The organism is Pandoraea oxalativorans, assembly GCF_000972785.3.
Classification (GTDB): Bacteria; Pseudomonadota; Gammaproteobacteria; order Burkholderiales; family Burkholderiaceae; genus Pandoraea; species Pandoraea oxalativorans.
Genome location: NZ_CP011518.2, coordinates 299,424 through 320,097, shown reverse-complemented (window position 1 = coordinate 320,097; position 20,674 = coordinate 299,424). Strand labels below are relative to the sequence as shown.

Genomic DNA, 20,674 nt, shown 5'->3' with positions numbered 1-20,674 from the left:
GCGCGCACCGTTGAACGCCGGCGGCAAGCAAAACCTGACGCAGTGGACAGGCGCACGTTAAGACACCACGGGCCGCGCGATAAGCTAGGCGCCGAGGAGCGCGCCGAGCTTCTGTCGGTGGCGAATTCGGCCGAATTTGGTCATCTGCCGCCCAGCCAGATTGGGCCGCGACTGGCAGACCAGCAGCGCTATATCGCCTCGGAGTCGACCTTCTACCGGGTTCTGAAGGCCGAGAAGCAACTCGCCCACCGGCGCAGCGAACGGCCGGCCCGGGCCCGCAGCAAACCGCGTGCGGTTTGCGCCTACGCGCCTAACCAGTTGTACAGCTGCGACATCACGTACCTGCCCACGACGGTGCGCGGGCAGTATTTCTATCTGTACCTGTTTCTGGACGTGTTCAGCCGCAAGATCGTTGGTTGGCAGGTCTATGCGCAGGAAAGCGGCGTACTGGTTGGCGAAGTCCTCAAGGACTGGTGCGCGCGCGAAGCGATACAGCCCAATCAGGCGACTCTGCATTCGGATAACGGCGGCCCGATGAAAGGTGCGACGACGCTCGCCACCTTCCAGGCGCTGGGCGTCACGCCCTCGCTCAGCCGTCCGGGCGTGAGCAACGACAACCCATATTCTGAGTCGTTGTTCAAGACCCTGAAGTACCGGCCGACTTACCCGCTGGGGGCATTTGACACCCTGCTCGCAGCACGCACCCGGGTGGGCGCGCTGGTGCGCTGGTACCACCACGGGCATCGTCACAGCGCGACCCGGTTCGTGACGCCGGCGCAGCGCCATGCCAAGCTCGATCAGGACATTCCGGATCGACGTGCGGCGCTTTATGAGGCCGCCCGGCAACGCCATCCGCTGCGCTGGAAAGGCCCGACGCGCAACTGGCAGCGCGTCGATGCTGTGCACCTGAACCCGGATCGCATCGACCACCAGGACGTCGCCGCGCAACGCCGTAGCCAGCAGAGAACGGCCGCCTGAAATTTATTCGGGGAGGCGACAACTAGCTTGAAAAATTCCGTTTTTTGGTCCGCACGGCACGAGGGCGGAGTGAATTATGTGCTGTTTGAGCCGGATATGGCGCTGCCGTATCTGAATGAGGACGAGGCGCCCGAGTTTCCGGTCGCGTTCGACGAGCAAGCCGGTAGCGTGACGCGCCGGACGGTCACCGCCATCACTTACGCGACGCAGTCCCCGCACGATAGGGACTGACCAACATTCACCCGACGTCCCACATGACACTCCCTGACATCCTGTACAAATACACGTCACCGAAATCAGCGCTTGCTGTCCTGGAAAGCTCCAGGTTGCGCTGGGCAGCGCCTCACACGTTCAACGATATCGGTGAGTATCAGCGCATGCCGTGTTTCGAGCCCAGCATCGCCGACTCCTACGAAGCATACGTTGATCGGATCCTTGATGTCGCTTATGGCATCAAGGCGTCTGAGGAGGTAAGCCTGTCGGAAGGTGCGAAAGCGCTGCTGCATGTCTGTCGGATGCGGGCGGCGCAGGGCACGAAGAGAAGCTGGTCGAAGGCCTTAGTATTGCAAGATCGCGCCGCGGACCCTGACGGTGTGCTCGCAAAAGGCCTCCGAGCGTTTTTTCAGTCTCCGGCGGGTAAGACGCATCTCGTGCTATGCCTGACGGGGGACCCGTCGAACGAAGTCATGTGGGGCACTTACGCCGGCGAGCACGCCGGTTGCGTCCTCGGCTTCAGGCACCTGCCTGAACGCGGCACGCCGCTGCTCGGGGCCAAGCCTGTCGTGTACACCAACCATCCCTATGTTTCGGGCTCCGGCCTCGACTTCTTGCTCTTCGGACAAAGCCCGGCGCACCTCACAGCAGCCAGGGAGGCGGTCTGGTACACGAAAACACCTCGGTGGTCCTATGAGGAAGAATGGCGCGTCGTTACGGCGCGCGAACTGCCCGCCGATACCGAGTTCCAGCATTTCCTCTTCTATCCGGAAGAGCTAGAGTCGATTACCTTTTGCGCGCGAGCAGCTTCGGATTTCGTCGAGCAGGTTAGGGCGATTCAACGGGAGAAGTATCCGCATAGCCGCCTCTTTCACATGACCGCCGATGCCGGATGTTGGGCTCGCACAGTCGTCTCATAGTCAAAGCTATGCGCCTCAACGAAATGGCGACGCGCGGGGACTGATGCAGTCTATTCGTGAGTGCGCCCGATCTTCCCGCGTTGCCCGCCAAATTGTCCGAATTATTACGACATTTCTCGGACAAATTTGCAAAATGTCCGAAAAGTGTATATAAATATCAGACAGGAGCATGCAATGTCCGATCTGAAATCCAATATCCTCGCCGCGATCAATCTGGCCTCGTCGTCCCACGTGTGGACCCCGGCCGACTTCGCTCGTCTGGGTAAGCGGGACGCCGTCGACAAGACGTTGCAACGCTTGAGCAGCGACGGCACGCTACGCCGGATTGATCGTGGACTGTATGACCGGCCCCGCCTGAACTCTCTGACCGCAAAGCCGACCGTTCCAGATTATCGGGAGATAGTCGATGCGATCGCGCGCCGCGACCAGCTGCGCATTCTTGTCGATGGTCTGACGGCTGCCAATGACCTTGGCTTCACCAATGTGGTGCCGGCCAAGGTCGTGGTCTATACCGACGTCCGCCGGCGCAACATCCAGCTCGGCAATCTGACCATTCAGTTCAAGCAAGCCGCGCCGAGCCGACTCTACTGGGCTGGTCGTCCGGCAATGCGGCTCGTGCAAGCGCTTCGCTGGCTCCGTGATACCGTCCCGCACGAATCCTGGGGAATCGACAACCGCATTCGCTCGATTCTGACGGATCCGACGCACGGCCAAGAAATCGCGCACGACCTGGTGGATGGCTTTCACACCCTTCCCGGTTGGATGCAGAAGCTACTCGCACCATACCTCTCGACGTCATTTCGCGAGCGGCAGATGCATCCACAAGAAAACCCACATTCTCCTTCGAGCGCCACGTGAATCCGTATTACAGCCAGATCATTACCGCACCGCCCGAAGATCGCCGTAACTTGTTTCAGACCCGCGCCCTCGCGCTCGGCACGAGCGATCAGTATGTGGAGAAGGACTTCTGGGTCTGCTGGACGCTCGACGCCCTGTTCAACGGCATAAACACTGACGGTCACCGCCTACTTTTCAAGGGCGGTACGTCGTTGGCTAAGGCTCACCGCCTGATCTCTCGCTTTTCCGAAGATATCGACATCTGAACCGCCCCGGATTTTGTGGAGATACCGTCTTGCCCGTCAAGCGATTGCGACGTAGTTCGCCCGATAAGGCTGTCGTGTCTTCAGAACGCCGAAACACAGATGCACAAGCTTACGCATTGCAGCGCCGAGTATAGACATGGTGGATTTGCCACGCGCTGCCAAGCGTTCACACAATGCCTTGATGTGGGGGTTATAGCGTTTAGCGACGACGGCCGCCATGTAGAGAGTTGCCCGTACCTTGGGCGGCCCGGCCTTCGATAAACGTGAAGGGCCCTGGATCGACGATCCCGACTGCCTCTGCACCGGCACCAGGCCGAGATACGCCGCAAGTTGTTCTGCAGAATCGAAGTGGCGCGCGTGCATGATGGCAAGCAGCGTGCGGCCTACCTGAGGGCCAACTGCCGGGATACTTTGCAGCAGCATCAAGTTTGCTTTAACAGGCTGTTGAAATACCTCCCGCACGTGTCATCCAGCCGGGAGGGGTAAACGTTGAAACGAAGAACCGAACAACACCGAGACAGAAACGATGCGCGGAGCGGACAGCTACACCGAGTCGATGTTCACAGTGACGACGCTGGATAACTTTGTGCCAGCGAACCACCCGTTGCGGCCGATTCGGAACTGGCTGAACGACGCGCTCAAGCGCATGGACCCCGTGTTTAGGCGCATGTACGAGAGCGACGCGAAAGGCGGCCGGCCAAGCATCGCACCTGAGAAGCTCATTCGTGCGCTGTTGCTGCAAGTGCTGTATTCAATTCGCAGCGAACGCATGCTGATGGAGCAAATCTCCTACAACATGCTGTTCCGCTGGTTCGTCGGCTTGGCGATGGACGATGCCGTGTGGGACCACTCGACGTTCAGTAAGAACCGCGAGCGCTTGCTGGTTCACGACGTCATCGTCAGTTTGTTTAACGAAACGGTTGAGACTGCGCACGCGCGTGGCCACCTCTCGGGCGAGCATTTCAGCGTGGACGGCACGCTGATTCAGGCTTGGGCGGGACACAAGAGCTTCGTGCGCAAAGACAAATCAGACGACGACACACCGCCTGAGGGCGGCAGTCGCCAGCGCGAGAACTGGCACGGCGAGAAACGCAGCAACGAGACGCATGAATCGAGCACGGACAGCGAGGCGCGCTTGTTTCGCAAGAGTCGCGGCACCGGCGCGGTGCTTTGCTATTTGGGGCATGTGCTGACCGATAACCGGCATGGCCTGGTTGTCAACGCCCAGGTCACGCAGGCGAGCGGCACGGCCGAGCGCGACGCTGCGACCCATATGCTCGCCGATGCGGCGTTTCTTGCCGACAGCCCCATCACCGTTGGCGCTGACAAGAACTACGACACGGCAGGCTTTGTGGCGTCGTGCCGCGAAAATCGTGTCACGCCGCATGTGGCGCAAAACGACGGCCGAGCCGGCGGCTCGGCAATCGACGGGCGCACAACGCGTTGGCCCGGTTACGCCATCAGTCAGCGCAAGCGCAAGTGCATCGAGCAGGTCTTTGGCTGGGGCAAGACGGTAGGCCGAATTCGGCAAGCGATGTATCGCGGCCGCGAGCGAATCGAACAGCTCTTTGTGTTGACGCAGGCGGCCTATAACCTGACTCGCATGCGTACGCTCGCTGCGAAGGCGGCATAGGGGCGCAAATTGGCGAGACGATGGCATTGGGTTCACTCGAATTAGGGACGCGCAGCATTAAATCGTCAAGAACCGAACCGACACATCGCCACATCCGAAGGCCCCGCCGCACATCGGCGAGGGGTATTTCAACAGCCTGCTAAGGCCCGGATGGGCAGCAATGTGATCATCGATCTCGCGTTGCAGGCTGGCTAAATGGCGCTCCAAAAACTCGATCGTCTCGAGAATCGAATGCAGGACTAGCGCCGTTGGAGCCGTGATTTCCGCTTTCTCATGCCGGTTGCGCTCACGCTGAAGATCTTGTGCAAGCGCTTCACGGCGCGCCATCAGTGCTTGAAGTATGCGAGCCTCGGGCGCTGGAGGACTCCAGCGCATTGGCTGTGCGTGCATCGCAAAGCGCGCTAACACGTGGCTGTCTACCATGTCGTTCTTCGTGCGCACGCCCATTCCCGTCGCAAAAGCACGCACCTGCGCAGGATTAACGACAGACACGGAGAGCCCGGCATCGTGCAGGCCACACGCGGCCATCTCGTGATAGACGCCGGTGGAGCGGCCCCATGAAACACCGGACACAGCGACCCACTTACAATAACGGGTAGGCATAAGACTGTGTTTTTGACTAACACCAAGCAGGAAGTGATGGAAGTGTTGACGGGCCCAGAGCGCCGGCGTCGCTGGACGGCGGAGCAGAAACTGTCGATGGTTCGCGAGAGTTTCGAACCGGGAAAATCGGTTTCAATGGTCGCGCGCCATTACGGCGTGAACCCGAACCAGCTATTCCACTGGCGCAAGCTGTACCAGGACGGTAGCCTGTCAGCGGTCAAGGCTGGCGAAGAAGTGGTTCCGGCATCGGAGTTGGCTGATGCGCTCAAGCAGATTCGCGAGCTGCAACGGATGCTCGGCAAAAAAACAATGGAGAACGAGATTCTCCGGGAAGCAGTTGAATACAGCCGAGCAAAAAAATGGATAGCGCACTCGCCCTTGCTGCCGGAGGACGGCCAGTGAAACTGGTCTGTGAAGTTCTCGGCGTGTCGCGCTCGAACGTATCGGCACGACTGTCGCGTCCGGCGACGTGGCGCGATGGCCGGCAATCAAGGCCGACCGACGACGAAACTGTAGTCGAGGAAATCCGCCGTGTCGTCGGCGATTTGCCCAGCTATGGCTACCGGCGGGTTTGGGGCACGTTGCGCAACGAGCGCGTTGCAGTTGGACTGGCGCCGTTCAATGCCAAGCGCATTTATCGCATCATGCGAACGCATGGGCTGCTGACGCAGCGCCGACCGATTGCGCCGCGAGCCCACCGTCGACATGATGGCAAAGTGGCCGTCGCGCGCAGCAATCAGCGATGGTGCTCGGACGGCTTCGAGTTCCGCTGCGACAACGGCGAGCCGCTGCGTGTGACGTTTGCGCTGGATTGCTGCGACCGAGAAGCGATGAGCTGGGCGGCGACGACAGCAGGCCACAGCGGCGACATTGTGCGCGACGTGATGCTGGCCGCAGTGGAAAATCGGTTCGGCAACGAGGTGCATACGCCGTCCGAAATCGAGTGGCTGAGCGACAATGGTTCGGGCTATACGGCTGACGATACGCGCCGGTTTGCGATGAACATCGGACTAAAGCCATTGACCACGCCCGTGTGCAGTCCGCAAAGTAACGGCATGGCCGAGAGCTTCGTGAAAACGATGAAGCGCGACTACGTCGCCTTCATGCCGAAGCCGGATGCTGCAACCGCTGCTCACAATCTGGCCATTGCATTTGAGCATTACAACGAGAAGCACCCCCATAGCGCGCTGAAATACCGCTCGCCTCGCGAGTTCCGGCGCTCGATGGATTCAGCAACCTTAGTGTGATGGTGTGTCCGGTTTTACAGGGTCAACTCCAGCCGGTACCTTCGAGCGCGACATGTACGTGGCTCGGCTCGGTGTGTCTCTTGCCCAACCAGCCCAACAGATCGGTTAGGCCGGCGCGGCTATTGGCAACAACCTTCGTACTACGCTTGCCGTTTGTCATGTCCAGCAGGCAGCAATCCAGCTTGGCTTTGGCAACATCAATACCGAGGTAGAACATCAATTTGATCCTTAATCGAGGAATCAATCCCCCGGCGTCATACTAGTTGTCGCCTCTGAACTTCCTTATTAAGTAGCGTCAGAGGTGTAAGTTGAAAGTGAAACAAACGTATTCTGTCGAGTTCAAGGAGCAAGCGCTGTCGAAGGTCCTGCGGCGTGGGAGCCGCACGGTTGGCGCGGTGGCCGACGAATTGAACGTGAACGTACTGACATTGAGGAAATGGATGAGAGGCGCCGCTGCCGCGAATCGGAGCTCGGGCTCTGCACACGCAAAACGACCGGAAGATTGGTCGCTGGAGGAACGGCTAATGGCCTTGCAGGAGAGCCATGGTCTGGTCGACGAAGCCTTGCATGGCTGGTGCCGGGAGCGCGGCTTGTTTGCGCATCATCTCGCGCAGTGGCGAGCGCAGTTCTGTGCCGCGGGCAGAAACGGTGATAGCCGGCGCGAAAGCGCCCAAGAGGTGCGGGTTCTGAAGCAGGCCAATGTTGAACTGCAGCGCGAGTTGAAGCGCAAGGAGAAGGCGCTGGCTGAGGCTGCGGCGCTACTGGTGCTGCAAAAAAAGTACCGTGCGCTGCTCGGGGACGAGGCCGAATGACGTCGTCTGAGCAGCGCAAAGTATTGATTGGTCTGATCACCGAGGCGACTCGGGCCGGGGCTCGCCAAGCACGCGCGTGCGTCATTCTGGGGCTCAGTGCCCGCACCGTTCAGCGCTGGCAGCGCGGCGAACCTGACGCAGTGGACCGGCGCACATTACGACACCACGAGCCGCGCCATAAGCTTAGCGCCGAGGAGCGCGCCGAGCTTCTGGCGGTGGCGAACTCGGCCGAATTGGGTCATCTGCCGCCCAGCCAGATCGTGCCGCGCTTGGCAGATCAGCAACGCTATATTGCCTCGGAATCGACTTTCTACCGGGTCCTGAAGGCCGAGAAGCAACTCGCCCACCGGCGCAGCGAACGGCCGGCCCAGGCCCATAGCAAGCCCCGTGCGGTGTGCGCGCGTGCGCCGAACCAGTTGTACAGCTGGGACATCACCTATCTGCCGAGCACGGTTCGCGGGCAGTATTTTTATCTGTACCTGTTTCTGGACGTGTTCAGCCGAAAGATCGTTGGTTGGCAGGTCTATGCGCAGGAAAGCAGCGCACTGGCCAGTGAAGTGCTCAAGGACCTGTGTGCGCGCGAAGCGATACCACCCGACCAGGTGATTCTGCATTCGGATAGTAAGAATACGGGTATCAGATGTTTCCGGGCTTCTCGCGGCTTTCAATGAGGGCTGTCCGGCGACTTTTGGTGCCGTAAAGCGTTCCGGGCGACCTGACCCACATTCCGATCGACGTAGTGTCTTTCCCCTGACCTGTCGATCGTCCGGAACCGCCGAGCGGCGAGGTTTCGCCTCGTCGATACGTGTGACTCAAGAAGGGCCTGACGCTCTGTCGCTTTACTGTCTTGTCCAGGTACTCGATGCCGGTGAAATCGCCTCAATCTCATCGGCAACCGGAGCAAGGCTCATGAAAGAAGAACCGGCTATTTCTGGATATCGCAACGTTGTGGGCGGCGTGGATACCCATAAGGACGTGCATGTTGCAGCTGTCGTTGACGAACACGATCGTCTGCTCGGCAGTGAATGCTTCCCTACCACGCGGCATGGCTACAAACAGATGCTGCTCTGGATGCGCTCATTCGGAGAGCTTGCCCGGGTTGGCGTCGAATGCACCGGCTCCTACGGAGCGGGCTTGCTTCGCTACCTTCAACTGGCCCACGTAACGGTGCTTGAGGTCACGGCACCCGACAGGAGCGACCGGCGCAAACGCGGCAAGGACGACACGCTGGACGCTTGCAACGCGGCGCATGCTGCCTTTGCTGGTGTGCGTACAGTCACGCCCAAGACACGCGACGGCATGATTGAATCGCTGCGCGTTCTGAAAGTCTGCCGGAAGACCGCCATCTCCGCGAGGCGCGTTGCATTGCAACTAATTCACAGTACCATCATCAGCGCGCCTGACGAGTTACGCGAATCGCTGCGCAAGATGACACGGATGCAGCTTATTCGAACATTGGCCGCGTGGCGTCCCGATCTGTCTGACTATCGGAGCCTGATCTCTGCCAACCGGATTGCATTAAAATCACTGGGGCGTCGGTATCTCGAGTTGCACGACGAGATCGCCGACCTCGATGTCATGATCGCGGCTCTGGTCGATGAACTCGCCCCCGATCTGGTCTCCCGGTATTCAATTGGCTATGAGTCCGCTTCGCAACTGCTACTGACCGCTGGCGACAACAGCGACCGGCTTCAGTCAGAGGCCAGCTTCGCCGCCCTCTGTGGAGTGAGTCCCGTCCCGGCGTCTTCTGGCAAGGTGACACGACATCGACTGAATCGCGGTGGAGATCGCGCGGCCAACAGCGCCCTGCACATTATCGCCATCGGTCGATTGCGAACCGACGATCGCACAAAAGCCTATGTCGCCAAACGCGTCAGCGAGGGCCACTCAAAGCTTGAAGCGATTCGATGCCTCAAGCGCTATATCGCACGAGAGGTCTTCTACGCCATCCGGCAACGTTACCGCCAGATCGCGCAGACCCAATTTACCTCTTGACCTTTAGAAGGGCGTCAACGGCGGCCCGATGAAAGGTGCGACGATGCTCGCCACCCTCCAGACGCTGGGCGTCATGCACTCGCTCAGCCGCCCGGGCGTGAGCAACGACAACCCTTATTCTGAATCGTTGTTCAAGACCCTAAAGTACCGGCCGACTTACCCGCTGAGGGCATTTGACACCCTGCTCGCCGCACGCACCTGGGTGGGCGCGCTGGTGCGCTGGTATAACGAAGAGCACCGTCACAGCGCGATCCGGTTCGTGACGCCGGCGCAGCGCCATGCCAATCTCGACCAGACCATTTTGGATCGACGAGCAGCGCTTTATGAGGCCGCCCGGCAACGCCACCCGCTGCGCTGGAAAGGCCGCACGCGCAACTGGCAGCGCGTCGATGCTGTGCACCTGAACCCGGATCGCATCGACCACCAGGACGTCGCCGCACAGCGCCGTAGTCAGGAGAGAAAGGCCGCCTGAAATTTATTCGTGGAGGCGACAACTAGCTTGAAAATTTCCGCAATACCAACTCACCCACTTGCCTTGTACATACAGGGTCCACGCCCTTGGCTACCGTTCAGTGTCTGTGCTGGTGAGGGCGAGGCGAAGGGCATTATCTCCACAGCAAGGTCCAAGCCTTCAGGCTCCAAACATGCTCACTTCACCTCATGTGACGGTAGCTAACCATCACGAAGACGAAGATACAAGGCTCCAACTCTTGAGAGAATGGAGCCATGAACAAGAGATCGAGCAAGTTTTCCCCGGAAGTCCGGGAGCGCGCAGTGCGCCTGGTGCGCGAGCAGCGTAGCGAGCATCCGTCGCTGTGGGCGGCGGTCGAGTCGATTGCGCCGATGATCGGCTGCACGCCGCAAACGCTGAACGATTGGGTCAAGCGCGACGAGATCGATAACGGCGAACGTGCCGGCCTGAGCGCGAGCGAGCGTGATCGCCTGAAGGCGCTGGAGCGCGAGAACAAGGAATTGCGCAAGACCAACGAGATTCTCAAACTGGCCAGCGCGTTTTTCGCCCAGGCGGAGCTCGACCGCCGTATCAAGTCCTGAAAGCCTTCATCGATCAGCATCGCGACACCTTCGGGGTCGAGTCGATCTGCAAGGTTTTGCGGATTGCCCCGTCGGGTTACTGGCGCCATGCTGCCCAGCTTCGCGATCCATCCAAGCGCTGCGCCCGAGTCAAGCGTGACGACGTGCTGTGCCCGGAAATCCAGCGTGTCTGGCACGCCAACATGCGGGTCTACGGCGCAGACAAGGTCTGGAGGCAGATGAACCGGGAGCAAATTCGGGTGGCCCGCTGCACGGTCGAGCGACTGATGCAGCGGCTGGGATTGCAAGGCGCGGTGCGCGGCAAACGGGTTCGCACAACGATTCCCGATGTCTCGGCACCTCGCCCGCTGGACCGGGTCAATCGCCAATTCAAAGCCGACCGGCCGAATCAGCTCTGGGTTTCCGATTTCACCTACGTTTCGACGTGGCAGGGCTGGCTGTACGTGGCGTTCGTCATCGACGTGTTTGCACGACGCATCGTTGGCTGGCGGGTGAGTCGTACCATGCGCACCGACTTCGTACTCGATGCGCTTGAACAAGCGCTGTATGCCCGCCAACCGGGCGACGACGGGACGCTGATCCATCACTCCGACAGTAAGAATACGGGTATCAGATGTTTCCGGGCTTCTCGCGGCTTTCAATGAGGGCTGTCCGGCGACTTTTGGTGCCGTAAAGCGTTCCGGGCGACCTGACCCACATTCCGATCGACGTAGTGTCTTTCCCCTGACCTGTCGATCGTCCGGAACCGCCGAGCGGCGAGGTTTCGCCTCGTCGATACGTGTGACTCAAGAAGGGCCTGACGCTCTGTCGCTTTACTGTCTTGTCCAGGTACTCGATGCCGGTGAAATCGCCTCAATCTCATCGGCAACCGGAGCAAGGCTCATGAAAGAAGAACCGGCTATTTCTGGATATCGCAACGTTGTGGGCGGCGTGGATACCCATAAGGACGTGCATGTTGCAGCTGTCGTTGACGAACACGATCGTCTGCTCGGCAGTGAATGCTTCCCTACCACGCGGCATGGCTACAAACAGATGCTGCTCTGGATGCGCTCATTCGGAGAGCTTGCCCGGGTTGGCGTCGAATGCACCGGCTCCTACGGAGCGGGCTTGCTTCGCTACCTTCAACTGGCCCACGTAACGGTGCTTGAGGTCACGGCACCCGACAGGAGCGACCGGCGCAAACGCGGCAAGGACGACACGCTGGACGCTTGCAACGCGGCGCATGCTGCCTTTGCTGGTGTGCGTACAGTCACGCCCAAGACACGCGACGGCATGATTGAATCGCTGCGCGTTCTGAAAGTCTGCCGGAAGACCGCCATCTCCGCGAGGCGCGTTGCATTGCAACTAATTCACAGTACCATCATCAGCGCGCCTGACGAGTTACGCGAATCGCTGCGCAAGATGACACGGATGCAGCTTATTCGAACATTGGCCGCGTGGCGTCCCGATCTGTCTGACTATCGGAGCCTGATCTCTGCCAACCGGATTGCATTAAAATCACTGGGGCGTCGGTATCTCGAGTTGCACGACGAGATCGCCGACCTCGATGTCATGATCGCGGCTCTGGTCGATGAACTCGCCCCCGATCTGGTCTCCCGGTATTCAATTGGCTATGAGTCCGCTTCGCAACTGCTACTGACCGCTGGCGACAACAGCGACCGGCTTCAGTCAGAGGCCAGCTTCGCCGCCCTCTGTGGAGTGAGTCCCGTCCCGGCGTCTTCTGGCAAGGTGACACGACATCGACTGAATCGCGGTGGAGATCGCGCGGCCAACAGCGCCCTGCACATTATCGCCATCGGTCGATTGCGAACCGACGATCGCACAAAAGCCTATGTCGCCAAACGCGTCAGCGAGGGCCACTCAAAGCTTGAAGCGATTCGATGCCTCAAGCGCTATATCGCACGAGAGGTCTTCTACGCCATCCGGCAACGTTACCGCCAGATCGCGCAGACCCAATTTACCTCTTGACCTTTAGAAGGGCGTCAGGGGATCGCAATATGTTTCCATTCGGTACACCGAGCGACTTGCCCAAGCGGGCATTGAGCCATCGGTCGGCAGCCGCGGCGACAGCTATGACAACGCCCTGGCGGAAACGATCAACGGTCTATACAAAACGGAACTGATTCACCGGCGAGCGCCTTGGAAAACGAAGGAATCCGTCGAGCTCGCCACCCTGGAATGGGTAGCCTGGTACAACCATCATCGGCTGATGGAACCGCTGGGCTATATCCCGCCAGCCGAGGCTGAGGCAAACTACTACAGGCAACTCAGAAATACTGCTGAAGCGCCTGCGTTAACTTAAACCAACCGGCCTCCTCGAAAGCCGGGGCGATTCAAGCCAGCAGGTTTTGCACGAACGCGAAACACAGCTCGCCGAGCTGCAGACGCGCCTCACATCGCGCGAGCAAGAGATTGCGCATTTGAAGCTGCTCATCGACAAACTCAAGCGTATGCAGTTTGGACGTAAGCGTGACTTGAAGGCCGCATGGACAAAGGTTCCTGCGGTGTCCAAAGTGATGTCCGTTACTTCAAGTGGTGGGGACTACTTTGGACACACGGAATGTAAAGCCTTCGAACCGTAAAGGCAGACCGAATTACACACCAGAGTACCGACGGCAAGTTGCCGTCGCGGCATGCGAGCCGGGTATTTCGGTGGCCAAGCTCGCGCAGGTGCACGGGCTGAATTCGAATATGGTGTTCAAGTGGCGTCGGCAACTGCGAGCGGGACTTTTTGAAGGGACGGGGCACAGCACAGCGGTGTTGCTGCCCGTAGCGCTACCTGATGCACCGAGCGGCGAGAGAGCAGAACCGGTGTCGCCCGCTCTACAGTCTGTCGAGCCACATCGCGAGAGCGTGCCGGCAGCATCGGGCATCGAAATTGAACTAAACGGTGCCCGTGTACGTGTCACGGGCATGGTCGACCCCGTGCAGTTGCGCCTCGTGCTGCGCTGCCTGATGCCAGCATGATTGCGCCGCCAAGCGGTACCCGCGTTTGGCTGGCAGCGGGCATTACCGATATGCGCCGTGGCATGGATGGGCTTGCCGCACTGGTGCAGTCAGCACTCGGACGTGACCCCTTCTCGGGGCACATCTTCCTGTTTCGCGGGCGTCGCGGTGACCTCATCAAGATTTTATGGTGGAGCGGCGACGGCATGAACCTGTACGCGAAACGACTCGAGCGCGGACGCTTCGTGTGGCCACAAGCGGATTCAGGAACGGTCCATCTATCTGCCGCCCAACTGTCGATGCTGCTCGAGGGGATTGATTGGCGGCATCCCGAGCGGACGTGGCAGCCGACGCACGCGGCGTAAAGGGGGAAGCGAGGGTCCACAAACCCGTGGGCTTCATTTACACTGGCACGCATGCCAGCTAGCCATCTGCCCGATGACATCCCCGCACTCAAGCGAATCGTTGCTTCGCGCGACGAGACCATCGCACAGTTGCTGGCCGAGATCTCGCGACTCAAGCGTTGGCAGTATGGGCGGTCATCGGAGCGCATGACCGAACTGATGGACCAGTTGCAGCTCGCGCTCGGTGAACTGCCCGCTGCTGAATCGGCCATGACCGCGACGTCGAAGGTGCCCGATGCTGATACGGCTGCTGATACATCAGCCACAACGAACGTTGTCCCGCTGCGCCGCAAGTCGCGGCACTTCCCTGCCCATCTTCCTCGCGAAACGGTTGTGCATGCGCCGTCAAACTGCGGATGCCCGGAGTGCGGCAAACAGATGCGAGCACTCGGCGAGGACGTCTCGGAGGTGCTCGACTATGTGCCCGGCTACTTCAAGGTACTGCGTCACGTCCGTCCGAAGCTGAGCTGCCCGCGCTGTGCCGCAGTCGTGCAGGAGCCGGCACCTTCGCGGCCGATAGCACGCTCGATGGCGGGTGCGGGGCTGCTCGCACAGGTCGTCGTCGCGAAGTACGCTGACCATACGCCGCTCTACCGGCAGGCCGGCATCTATCGACGCGCGGGCATCGAACTGGATCGGGCAACACTGGCTTCGTGGGTGCGTGAAGCAGCTGCGCTGCTGCAACCGCTGTCCGATGCACTTGGTCGTTACGTGCGCGATGCAGACAAGATCCATACCGACGACACGCCCATGCCTGTGCTGGAGCCGGGGCGTGGCAAGACACGCACGGCGCGCCTGTGGACCTATGTGCGCGATGACCGCCCGGCAGGAAGCCGTGCGCCACCAGCAGTCTGGTACAGGTACTCACCCGACCGCAAAGGGGAGCGACCTCGGGAACATCTGGCGGGCTACGCGGGAATCCTGCAGGCAGATGCCTTCAGCGGGTATGACGCCCTGTATCGTGACGGCACGGTCATCGAGGCCGGATGCTGGGCGCATGCGCGGCGCAAGTTCTACGACCTGTACAAGCTGGACAGCTCACCGATTGCCGAAGAAGCACTGCGCCGCATCGGGGCGCTATATGTTGTTGAACGCGAGGTTCGCGGCCAGACGCCGGACGTGCGCCTGTCTGCGCGTCAGCAACGCTCGGCACCGTTGCTCACCGAGCTGAAGGCTTGGCTCGAACACTCGCTCTCACAGGTCTCGACGAAGTCGGGGTTGGCCAAGGCGATCAGATACTCGCTGGGGCACTGGCACGCACTCACACACTATTGCGAAGACGGGCGCGTCGAGGTGGACAACAATACGGCGGAGCGTGCGATCAGGCCGCTGGTCCGTAAGCACTCGATGTGTACCGTAGATCGGGTTGTTGACGCGCCGGTAAATGGCGGTTAGCGAATGGGCTCGATCTTGGCGGTGTCAGGCAGTTGCTGCGCCACATTCCATGGCAGCAACTCGTCGATCCGATTGGCCGGATGATCGGCAATGCGCTCGAGCACGTGGGCGAGGTAGGCTTCCGGGTTGATGCCGTTCAAGCGTGCCGTACCGATGAGGCTGTACATCGCCGCAGCACGCTCACCGCCCGAATCAGCGCCAGCAAACAGATAATTGCGGCGGCCAATCGCCACGCCGCGCAGCGCACGCTCGGCAATCAGATTGTCGATCTCCGCTTGCCCGTCCTCGCAGTAATAGGCGAGTGCAGGCCAGCGGTTCAGAGAATACTGAATCGCTTTGGTCGTGTCGGATTTGGCCGAGAGCATGGGCAATACCGACTCGTACCATTGTCGCAGTGCCTCGAGTCGCGGTACCGCCCGAGTTTGGCGCACCTGCCGTCGTTCATCAGGCGGTTTACCCCGGATTTCGGCTTCTATGCGATATAGCTCGCCGATGCGGTGCAGCGCTTCTTCTGTAATGGCTGTCACGGATCGCCGTATAGGAGCCAATTGATGATCGGCGCATAGGCGCCAGCGCAGGATCGGCGTAAAGGCGCCAGTCGAGGATCGCCGTAATGGTGCCACGTAATGATCGGCGTATTGGCGCCACCTGCGTCGTGCAGTGAAACGCGGTTCGAACTTTCCCAACTGGGTACGCTTCGCTCTTTTCTGAGCGGAGCGCCCATGGCCAACCGGAGGTTCGAATTGTTTGAGTACCGCCAAGTCCTTGTCCGCATGCGGCAAGGCGATTCCGACCGCGACATAGCGCGCGCCGGGCTTATGGGCCGCAAGAAGCTCACCGCCGTAAGGCGCACCGCGCAAGAGCTCGGCTGGCTCGATCCGTCGCGGCCGCTGCCGCAAGACAGCGTGATCGCCGGCCAGTTCGGCCGCACGCCACACCTGCCCAGCACCTGCGTGTCGACGCTCGAGCCCTTTCGCGAGCAGATCAGCAACTGGTTCGGAGCTGACGTGCAGGGCACGACGATTCACAGTGCACTCAAACGTAACCATGGCTACACCGGCAGCTACTCGGCTGTGCGTCGCTTCCTCAAGCATCTGGAGGCCGAACGCAGTGTCACCGCGACGACGATTCTGGACTTCCCGCCGGCCGATGCCGCGCAGGTTGATTTCGGCGCCGGTCCCGCGCTCATCCACGAATCAGGTCGCACGCTCAAGACGTGGTTCTTCGTCATGACGCTATGCTGGTCGCGTCATCAGTATGTCGAACTCGTGTTCGATCAGACCGTCGAGACGTGGCTGGCCTGTCACCGGCGCGCCTTCGAGTGGTTCGGCGGCTGTCCCGGGCGAATCATTATCGACAACGCGAAGTGCGCGATCATCAGGGCATGCACGTACGACCCCGAGGTCCAGCGTTCCTACGCGGGCCTCGCTGAAGGATATGGCTTCAGGATCGATGCCTGTCCCCCGCACGACCCGCAGAAGAAGGGCGTCGTTGAATCGGGAGTCAAATACGTCAAGAAGTCCTTCATGCCGCTGCGCGCGTTTCGTGATCTGCCGGATGCCAATCGGCAACTGCGCAAATGGATCATGCAGGAAGCCAGCGTTCGTGAGCACGGCACGACACGCGAACAGCCGCTGGCGCGCTTCGCCATCGAGAAGCCGCTATTGACGGCGCTGCCCGATGTACCGCCCGTGCTCGCCGCATGGTCCACGGTGACCGTTCATCGTGACGCTCACATCCAGCATCACAAGGCGCTTTACTCGGTGCCGTTCGCCCTGGTCGGCAAGACGCTGTGGGTGAAGGCGACAGACACGGTCGTGCAGCTGTTCCATCAGCACGAACTCGTGGCCACCCATCCCCGGCTGCGCAAGCCAGGCGCACGCTCTACCGTCCGCGATCATCAGCCCCCGGCAGCGCAGGCGTGGCTCGAACACGATCCGCAATGGTGTCTGGCGCGGGCCAAAGAAATCGGTCCTGCCTGCCACGCGCTGATTCTGACGCTCTTCAACGATGAGGTGCTTGTCAACCTGCGCGGTGCGCAGGGGATTGTCCGACTTCGTGGCAAGGTGGGTGACGCGCGGCTGGATGCCGCATGCGAACGGGCGTTGGCCCATGCTAGTCCCAGATGGCGAACGGTCAAGACGATTCTGGACAAAGGTCTGGAAAGCGAGCCCATCGCAGCGTCCCCGCAAACGCTCACCGATACCTACGTCAACGGCGGCCGCTTCGGTCGCAATCTCCAATCCCTGCTGATCCACTAAACACCCATGAACCCCAGTCCTGAACTGAACACAGCCCTCAAGCAGTTGCGCCTGTCCGGCGTGCTCGATTCTCTTGAGCAGCGCAACCGGCAGGCCATTGACGGCCAGCTCGCGTATACGGAGTTCCTCGCCATGCTGCTGCATGACGAAGTCGCCCGGCGCGACCAGAAGAAGCTGCGCACCCGCTTGGCCCGCGCTGGCTTCGCAATGGGCAAGACCCTTGAAACGTTCGACTTCGACCGGCTGCCAAACCTGAATCGGACCCATATTCACGACCTTGCTACCGGCCGTTATATCGATGAGAAGGTCGCGATTCTCATTGCCGGGCCAACAGGTACTGGCAAGTCACACCTGGCCCAGGCACTGGGCAATTGCGCCGCCCGGCAAGGACGCGATGTCGTGTTCGCCACGCAGACCAGGCTATTGAACAGTCTGCAGGCAGCGCGCGCGACCGGTACCTATGAGCGCAAACTGAAACAGCTTGTCAGCGTACCAGTTCTCATCGTCGACGACTTCGCGCTCAAGCCGCTGCGCTCGCCGCAAGATGAAGACTTCCACGACCTGATCGCGGAAAGGTACGAGACTGCTGCGACGATCCTGACCAGTAACCTCGACTTCAGCGAATGGGGCGATGCGTTTGCCGGCAACCGCATCCTCGGCGCCGCCACACTCGATCGCCTGCGACACGGCGCCTATCGTATCGTGCTCGATGGTGACAGCTTTCGAACGCCTAGGCCAATGCCTGACCTCGATCAGACGCGGCTTGCGAAATCAACAAAAAAACCGCATTCTTGAGTCCGTTCGAATCCGCGTTTTACCTCACTTCAAACTGGCGCCATTACGGCGATCATCCCCGGCGTCATTACGCCGATCCGTGACAATGGCGCTGGGGCGTACCGCATGCAGGTCGTAGATCTTGCGTCGCGCGTGCGCCATGCACGCCGCTTCGCGGATGCTGTCGTTTTCATAAAGTGGCGCGTAGCCAGCAAACGCATCGGCTTGCAGCACCCCGCTAAAGCTTGCCAGATGTCGCTGTGGGTGCTCACCACGCCGATCCGGCGTGTAGGCAAACCACACCGCGGGCGCCTCATCCGAGCCGCACGGCCGGTCGTCACGCACGTACACCCAGAGCCTGCCGGTCTTGGTGCTGCCTCGCCCGGGCTCTAACACCGGTAATGGTGTGTCATCGCCGTGGACCTTGGTGCCGCCCAGCGCGTAGGCTCGCACGGCGTCTACCAGTGGATCGACCAACCAGCAAACACGCCCCAGCCAATGCCCCATCTGCCCGGCCTCGAGTTCCACGCCATCACGGGCATAGATCGCCTGCTGGCGGTACAGCGGCAAATGGTCCAGGAATTTGCTGGTGATAATGTGTGCGAGCAGGTTGGGGCCAGCCACGCCACGCTCAATCGGGCGACTCGGTGCCGGCTGCTGCACAATCGTGTCGCAGCACGCACAAGCGAGCTTGGGGCGGCGGTGGCGAATCACACGGAAGTGCGCTCGCACGTATTCGAGCTGCTCCGAGACGTCTTCGCCCAGCGGCTTGAGGTTACCACCGCAGGCCGGGCAATCGTCTGCCTCGGGTAGGTAGACGCGCACTTCGCGCTCGAGGTGCTCCGGCAGCGCCTGGCGCTCGACTCGGACTTTTGCCTGGGACTTGATCGGCGTGGCCGCCTCGGTGGCACCTTCGTCGGCCTGCAGATCTTCCAGGCGCAGCTCAAGCTGTTCGATCTGACGCGCCAGTTTCTCCGACTTTCGTCCAAACTGCATACGCTTGAGTTTGTCGATGAGCAGCTTCAAATGCGCAATCTCTTGCTCGCGCGATGTGAGGCGCGTCTGCAGCTCGGCGAGCTGTGTTTCGCGTTCGTGCAAAACCTGCTGGCTAGCCAACACCAACGCCTTGAGGGCATCGATGTCGTCAGGCAGATTGGCGCGGGAGAAGCTCATGACGTAAGCCTATCGCCCAGAGCACCCGTTGCCTATCGGATATCTCCCAAAAAATACGTTATCTCGCACTGCGTGGGCGAGCCGCGTCGATGGGCTCGCGCCAATCGAACCCTTCAAGCAAGAGTGAGAGCTGCGCAGTGGTGAGTGCCACGACACCACCATCGGCCCGTGGCCACGCGAATCGCCCCTTCTCCAGCCGCTTGGCCAGCAGGCACAGCCCGCCATCGCTCCAGTACAGGGCCTTGAGCAGATCACCGCGCCGGCCACGAAACAGAAAGATGTGCCCCGAGAACGGGTCCTTTTGCAGCACCAACTCGACCTTGGCTGCCAGGCTATTAAAGCCGCAGCGCATATCCGTGACGCCAGCGGCAATCCACACCCGCGTGTTCGAGGGCAACCCGATCATGTGCGTAGCTCCGAGATCAACTCGCGCAGTAACTCCAAACTCAGCGGACCATCGAAGCGCATTGTGCCGCCACGCATCACCAACTCGATCTTCCCCTCGTGCCGCAATGAACATCGTGAGGTCGGGACTGCTTGGTCTGCCGACGGCGTGGGGATACCAACGAGAGCCTTCGTGATCGTCACGGGAACAAACTCGGTCACCGAAGCCGCAGAACTCTGGCGAGTAACAAGCTCAGGCGTGACATCACCGTAAGCGCCAGCCAGATAATGCCGGCGCCATTTGAATAACAAGTTGGCGTTGATGCCTGCCTTGCGCGCCGTCAAAGCAACCGACGCACCTGGCCTTAACGTTGCCTCAACCGTTGCGCGCTTGAACTCCATTGAGAAATTCGCTCGTCGGTAAGGTACCGCTTCCACAGCCACACTCAAAACCTTGTCCACTTTTGCGCCCACCATTTCATTTGGTGGACGCAAAAGTACCCACAGACTCGCCTCCCATCAAGACGGTACTCCTCGAGCCTTTACGCTGGTCCTCGGCAGGCGCAATTATCTGTTCGCAGGCTCAGACGGCGGCGGCGAAAGCGCGGCGGTGATCTACAGCCTGATCGGTACTGCACGCCTGAACGGCTTCGATCCGTTTGCGTACCTGCGCACGGTGTTTGAGCGCATCGCCGATCATCCCATCAACCGCATCGACGAGTTGCTGCCGTGGAGCCTGATGTCAGCCGAACACGTCGAGCAGCACGCCGCCTGAGAATC

Annotated in this window: 19 protein-coding genes, 8 pseudogenes and 1 other annotated feature; of the genes and pseudogenes, 20 read left to right on the top strand and 7 right to left on the bottom strand. The window is 60.5% G+C overall.

All coding sequences use genetic code 11. The features are described from left to right. Nucleotides 1–42 precede the first annotated feature (42 nt). From MB84_RS26035 to MB84_RS26020, 5 genes and pseudogenes are all read left to right on the top strand, one after another. Nucleotides 43–978 carry an IS3 family transposase gene (locus MB84_RS26035; RefSeq protein ID WP_084010122.1) on the top strand — a complete coding sequence of 312 codons (936 nt, stop codon included), beginning with the start codon at nt 43–45 and terminating at the stop codon, nt 976–978. A 69-nt stretch (nt 979–1,047) separates the two neighbouring features. After that, nucleotides 1,048–1,209, top strand: coding sequence for a hypothetical protein (locus MB84_RS30245; protein ID WP_157123022.1), 162 nt, complete (start codon nt 1,048–1,050; stop codon nt 1,207–1,209). Nucleotides 1,210–1,232: 23 nt separating this feature from the next. Next, on the top strand, nt 1,233–2,111 hold the full coding sequence (locus tag MB84_RS26030; protein WP_052653693.1) for a DUF2971 domain-containing protein: 879 nt from the start codon (nt 1,233–1,235) through the stop codon (nt 2,109–2,111). 174 nt (nt 2,112–2,285) lie between these two features. Beyond that, nucleotides 2,286–2,969 carry a DUF6088 family protein gene (locus tag MB84_RS26025; protein ID WP_065225882.1) on the top strand — a complete coding sequence of 228 codons (684 nt, stop codon included), beginning with the start codon at nt 2,286–2,288 and terminating at the stop codon, nt 2,967–2,969. Beyond that, nucleotides 2,966–3,211 (top strand): annotated as a pseudogene (locus tag MB84_RS26020) (nucleotidyl transferase AbiEii/AbiGii toxin family protein); the annotation flags it as partial. The gene MB84_RS26025 and the pseudogene MB84_RS26020, both read left to right, overlap by 4 nt. 39 nt (nt 3,212–3,250) lie before the next feature. On the opposite strand, the pseudogene MB84_RS26015 reads toward MB84_RS26020, so the two are convergent. Continuing rightward, a pseudogene (locus MB84_RS26015) lies at nt 3,251–3,634 on the bottom strand (transposase); the annotation flags it as partial. 106 nt (nt 3,635–3,740) lie between these two features. Between MB84_RS26015 and MB84_RS26010 the strand changes: the two are divergent. After that, nucleotides 3,741–4,847 (top strand): IS5 family transposase, encoded by a 1,107-nt coding sequence (locus tag MB84_RS26010; protein WP_044454374.1) that lies wholly within the window; start codon nt 3,741–3,743, stop codon nt 4,845–4,847. 57 nt (nt 4,848–4,904) lie between these two features. Here the strand turns inward: MB84_RS26010 and MB84_RS26005 are convergent, their stop codons facing one another. Continuing rightward, nucleotides 4,905–5,420, bottom strand: a complete 516-nt coding sequence (locus MB84_RS26005; RefSeq protein WP_245725617.1) for an IS110 family transposase — start codon at nt 5,418–5,420, stop codon at nt 4,905–4,907. A gap of 66 nt (nt 5,421–5,486) precedes the next feature. Here MB84_RS26005 and MB84_RS25995 point away from each other — a divergent pair. Further along, a protein-coding gene (locus tag MB84_RS25995; protein ID WP_157122856.1) for an IS3 family transposase occupies nt 5,487–6,697 on the top strand; the annotation gives its coding sequence in 2 pieces (ribosomal slippage) (nt 5,487–5,802 and nt 5,802–6,697; 1,212 coding nt in all). A gap of 22 nt (nt 6,698–6,719) precedes the next feature. Here MB84_RS25995 and MB84_RS25990 read toward each other — a convergent pair. Further along, nucleotides 6,720–6,914: an IS110 family transposase gene (locus MB84_RS25990; RefSeq protein WP_046292424.1), complete on the bottom strand. Its 195-nt coding sequence runs from the start codon at nt 6,912–6,914 to the stop codon at nt 6,720–6,722. Nucleotides 6,915–7,011: 97 nt separating this feature from the next. On the opposite strand from MB84_RS25990, the gene MB84_RS25985 reads away from it, so the two are divergent. The 10 genes and pseudogenes from MB84_RS25985 (at nt 7,012) to tnpC (MB84_RS25940) (ending at nt 15,302) form a co-directional block, all read left to right on the top strand. Continuing rightward, nucleotides 7,012–7,509: a transposase gene (locus MB84_RS25985; protein ID WP_046289964.1), complete on the top strand. Its 498-nt coding sequence runs from the start codon at nt 7,012–7,014 to the stop codon at nt 7,507–7,509. Continuing rightward, complete coding sequence (locus MB84_RS25980) at nt 7,506–8,180, top strand: DDE-type integrase/transposase/recombinase (protein ID WP_084009760.1); 675 nt, start codon at nt 7,506–7,508, stop codon at nt 8,178–8,180. The genes MB84_RS25985 and MB84_RS25980 overlap by 4 nt, the downstream gene beginning before the upstream one ends. A gap of 238 nt (nt 8,181–8,418) precedes the next feature. After that, nucleotides 8,419–9,504 carry an IS110 family RNA-guided transposase gene (locus tag MB84_RS25975; protein WP_046289963.1) on the top strand — a complete coding sequence of 362 codons (1,086 nt, stop codon included), beginning with the start codon at nt 8,419–8,421 and terminating at the stop codon, nt 9,502–9,504. A 16-nt stretch (nt 9,505–9,520) separates the two neighbouring features. After that, nucleotides 9,521–9,976: pseudogene (locus MB84_RS25970) on the top strand (integrase core domain-containing protein); the annotation flags it as partial. A 254-nt stretch (nt 9,977–10,230) separates the two neighbouring features. After that, nucleotides 10,231–11,150, top strand: a pseudogene (locus tag MB84_RS29400) (IS3 family transposase); the annotation flags it as partial. Continuing rightward, nucleotides 10,512–10,628, top strand: a sequence feature (AL1L pseudoknot). Its footprint overlaps the pseudogene before it by 117 nt. A 289-nt stretch (nt 11,151–11,439) precedes the next feature. After that, a complete protein-coding gene (locus MB84_RS25955; RefSeq protein ID WP_046289963.1) occupies nt 11,440–12,525 on the top strand; it encodes an IS110 family RNA-guided transposase in 1,086 nt (361 codons plus the stop codon). A gap of 16 nt (nt 12,526–12,541) precedes the next feature. Then, a pseudogene (locus MB84_RS29395) lies at nt 12,542–12,859 on the top strand (integrase core domain-containing protein); the annotation flags it as partial. Between the two features lie 230 nt (nt 12,860–13,089). Beyond that, on the top strand, nt 13,090–13,524 hold the full coding sequence (tnpA, locus tag MB84_RS25950; protein ID WP_052652849.1) for an IS66-like element accessory protein TnpA: 435 nt from the start codon (nt 13,090–13,092) through the stop codon (nt 13,522–13,524). Beyond that, on the top strand, nt 13,521–13,868 hold the full coding sequence (tnpB, locus tag MB84_RS25945; RefSeq protein ID WP_046290068.1) for an IS66 family insertion sequence element accessory protein TnpB: 348 nt from the start codon (nt 13,521–13,523) through the stop codon (nt 13,866–13,868). Before tnpA (MB84_RS25950) ends, tnpB (MB84_RS25945) begins: the two co-directional genes overlap by 4 nt. Before the next feature lie 51 nt (nt 13,869–13,919). Beyond that, complete coding sequence (gene tnpC / locus MB84_RS25940; protein ID WP_052654595.1) at nt 13,920–15,302, top strand: IS66 family transposase; 1,383 nt, start codon at nt 13,920–13,922, stop codon at nt 15,300–15,302. On the opposite strand, the pseudogene MB84_RS25935 reads toward tnpC (MB84_RS25940), so the two are convergent. Continuing rightward, nucleotides 15,299–15,823: pseudogene (locus MB84_RS25935) on the bottom strand (IS66 family transposase); the annotation flags it as partial. The gene tnpC (MB84_RS25940) and the pseudogene MB84_RS25935 overlap by 4 nt on opposite strands. A gap of 222 nt (nt 15,824–16,045) precedes the next feature. On the opposite strand from MB84_RS25935, the gene istA reads away from it, so the two are divergent. Beyond that, entirely contained in the window at nt 16,046–17,563 is a 1,518-nt protein-coding gene (gene istA, locus MB84_RS25930; RefSeq protein ID WP_046293229.1) for an IS21 family transposase, read from the top strand. A gap of 6 nt (nt 17,564–17,569) precedes the next feature. After that, a complete protein-coding gene (gene istB, locus MB84_RS25925; protein WP_046290236.1) occupies nt 17,570–18,358 on the top strand; it encodes an IS21-like element helper ATPase IstB in 789 nt (262 codons plus the stop codon). A 75-nt stretch (nt 18,359–18,433) separates the two neighbouring features. Here the strand turns inward: istB and tnpC (MB84_RS25920) are convergent. From tnpC (MB84_RS25920) to tnpA (MB84_RS25910), 3 genes and pseudogenes are all read right to left on the bottom strand, one after another. After that, a pseudogene (gene tnpC, locus MB84_RS25920) lies at nt 18,434–19,510 on the bottom strand (IS66 family transposase); the annotation flags it as partial. Nucleotides 19,511–19,568: 58 nt separating this feature from the next. Then, entirely contained in the window at nt 19,569–19,916 is a 348-nt protein-coding gene (gene tnpB / locus MB84_RS25915; protein ID WP_046289885.1) for an IS66 family insertion sequence element accessory protein TnpB, read from the bottom strand. After that, nucleotides 19,913–20,356 carry an IS66-like element accessory protein TnpA gene (gene tnpA / locus MB84_RS25910; RefSeq protein ID WP_169835084.1) on the bottom strand — a complete coding sequence of 148 codons (444 nt, stop codon included), beginning with the start codon at nt 20,354–20,356 and terminating at the stop codon, nt 19,913–19,915. The genes tnpB (MB84_RS25915) and tnpA (MB84_RS25910) overlap by 4 nt, the downstream gene beginning before the upstream one ends. Before the next feature lie 85 nt (nt 20,357–20,441). On the opposite strand from tnpA (MB84_RS25910), the pseudogene MB84_RS29390 reads away from it, so the two are divergent. After that, nucleotides 20,442–20,669: pseudogene (locus tag MB84_RS29390) on the top strand (transposase domain-containing protein); the annotation flags it as partial. Nucleotides 20,670–20,674: the final 5 nt, after the last annotated feature.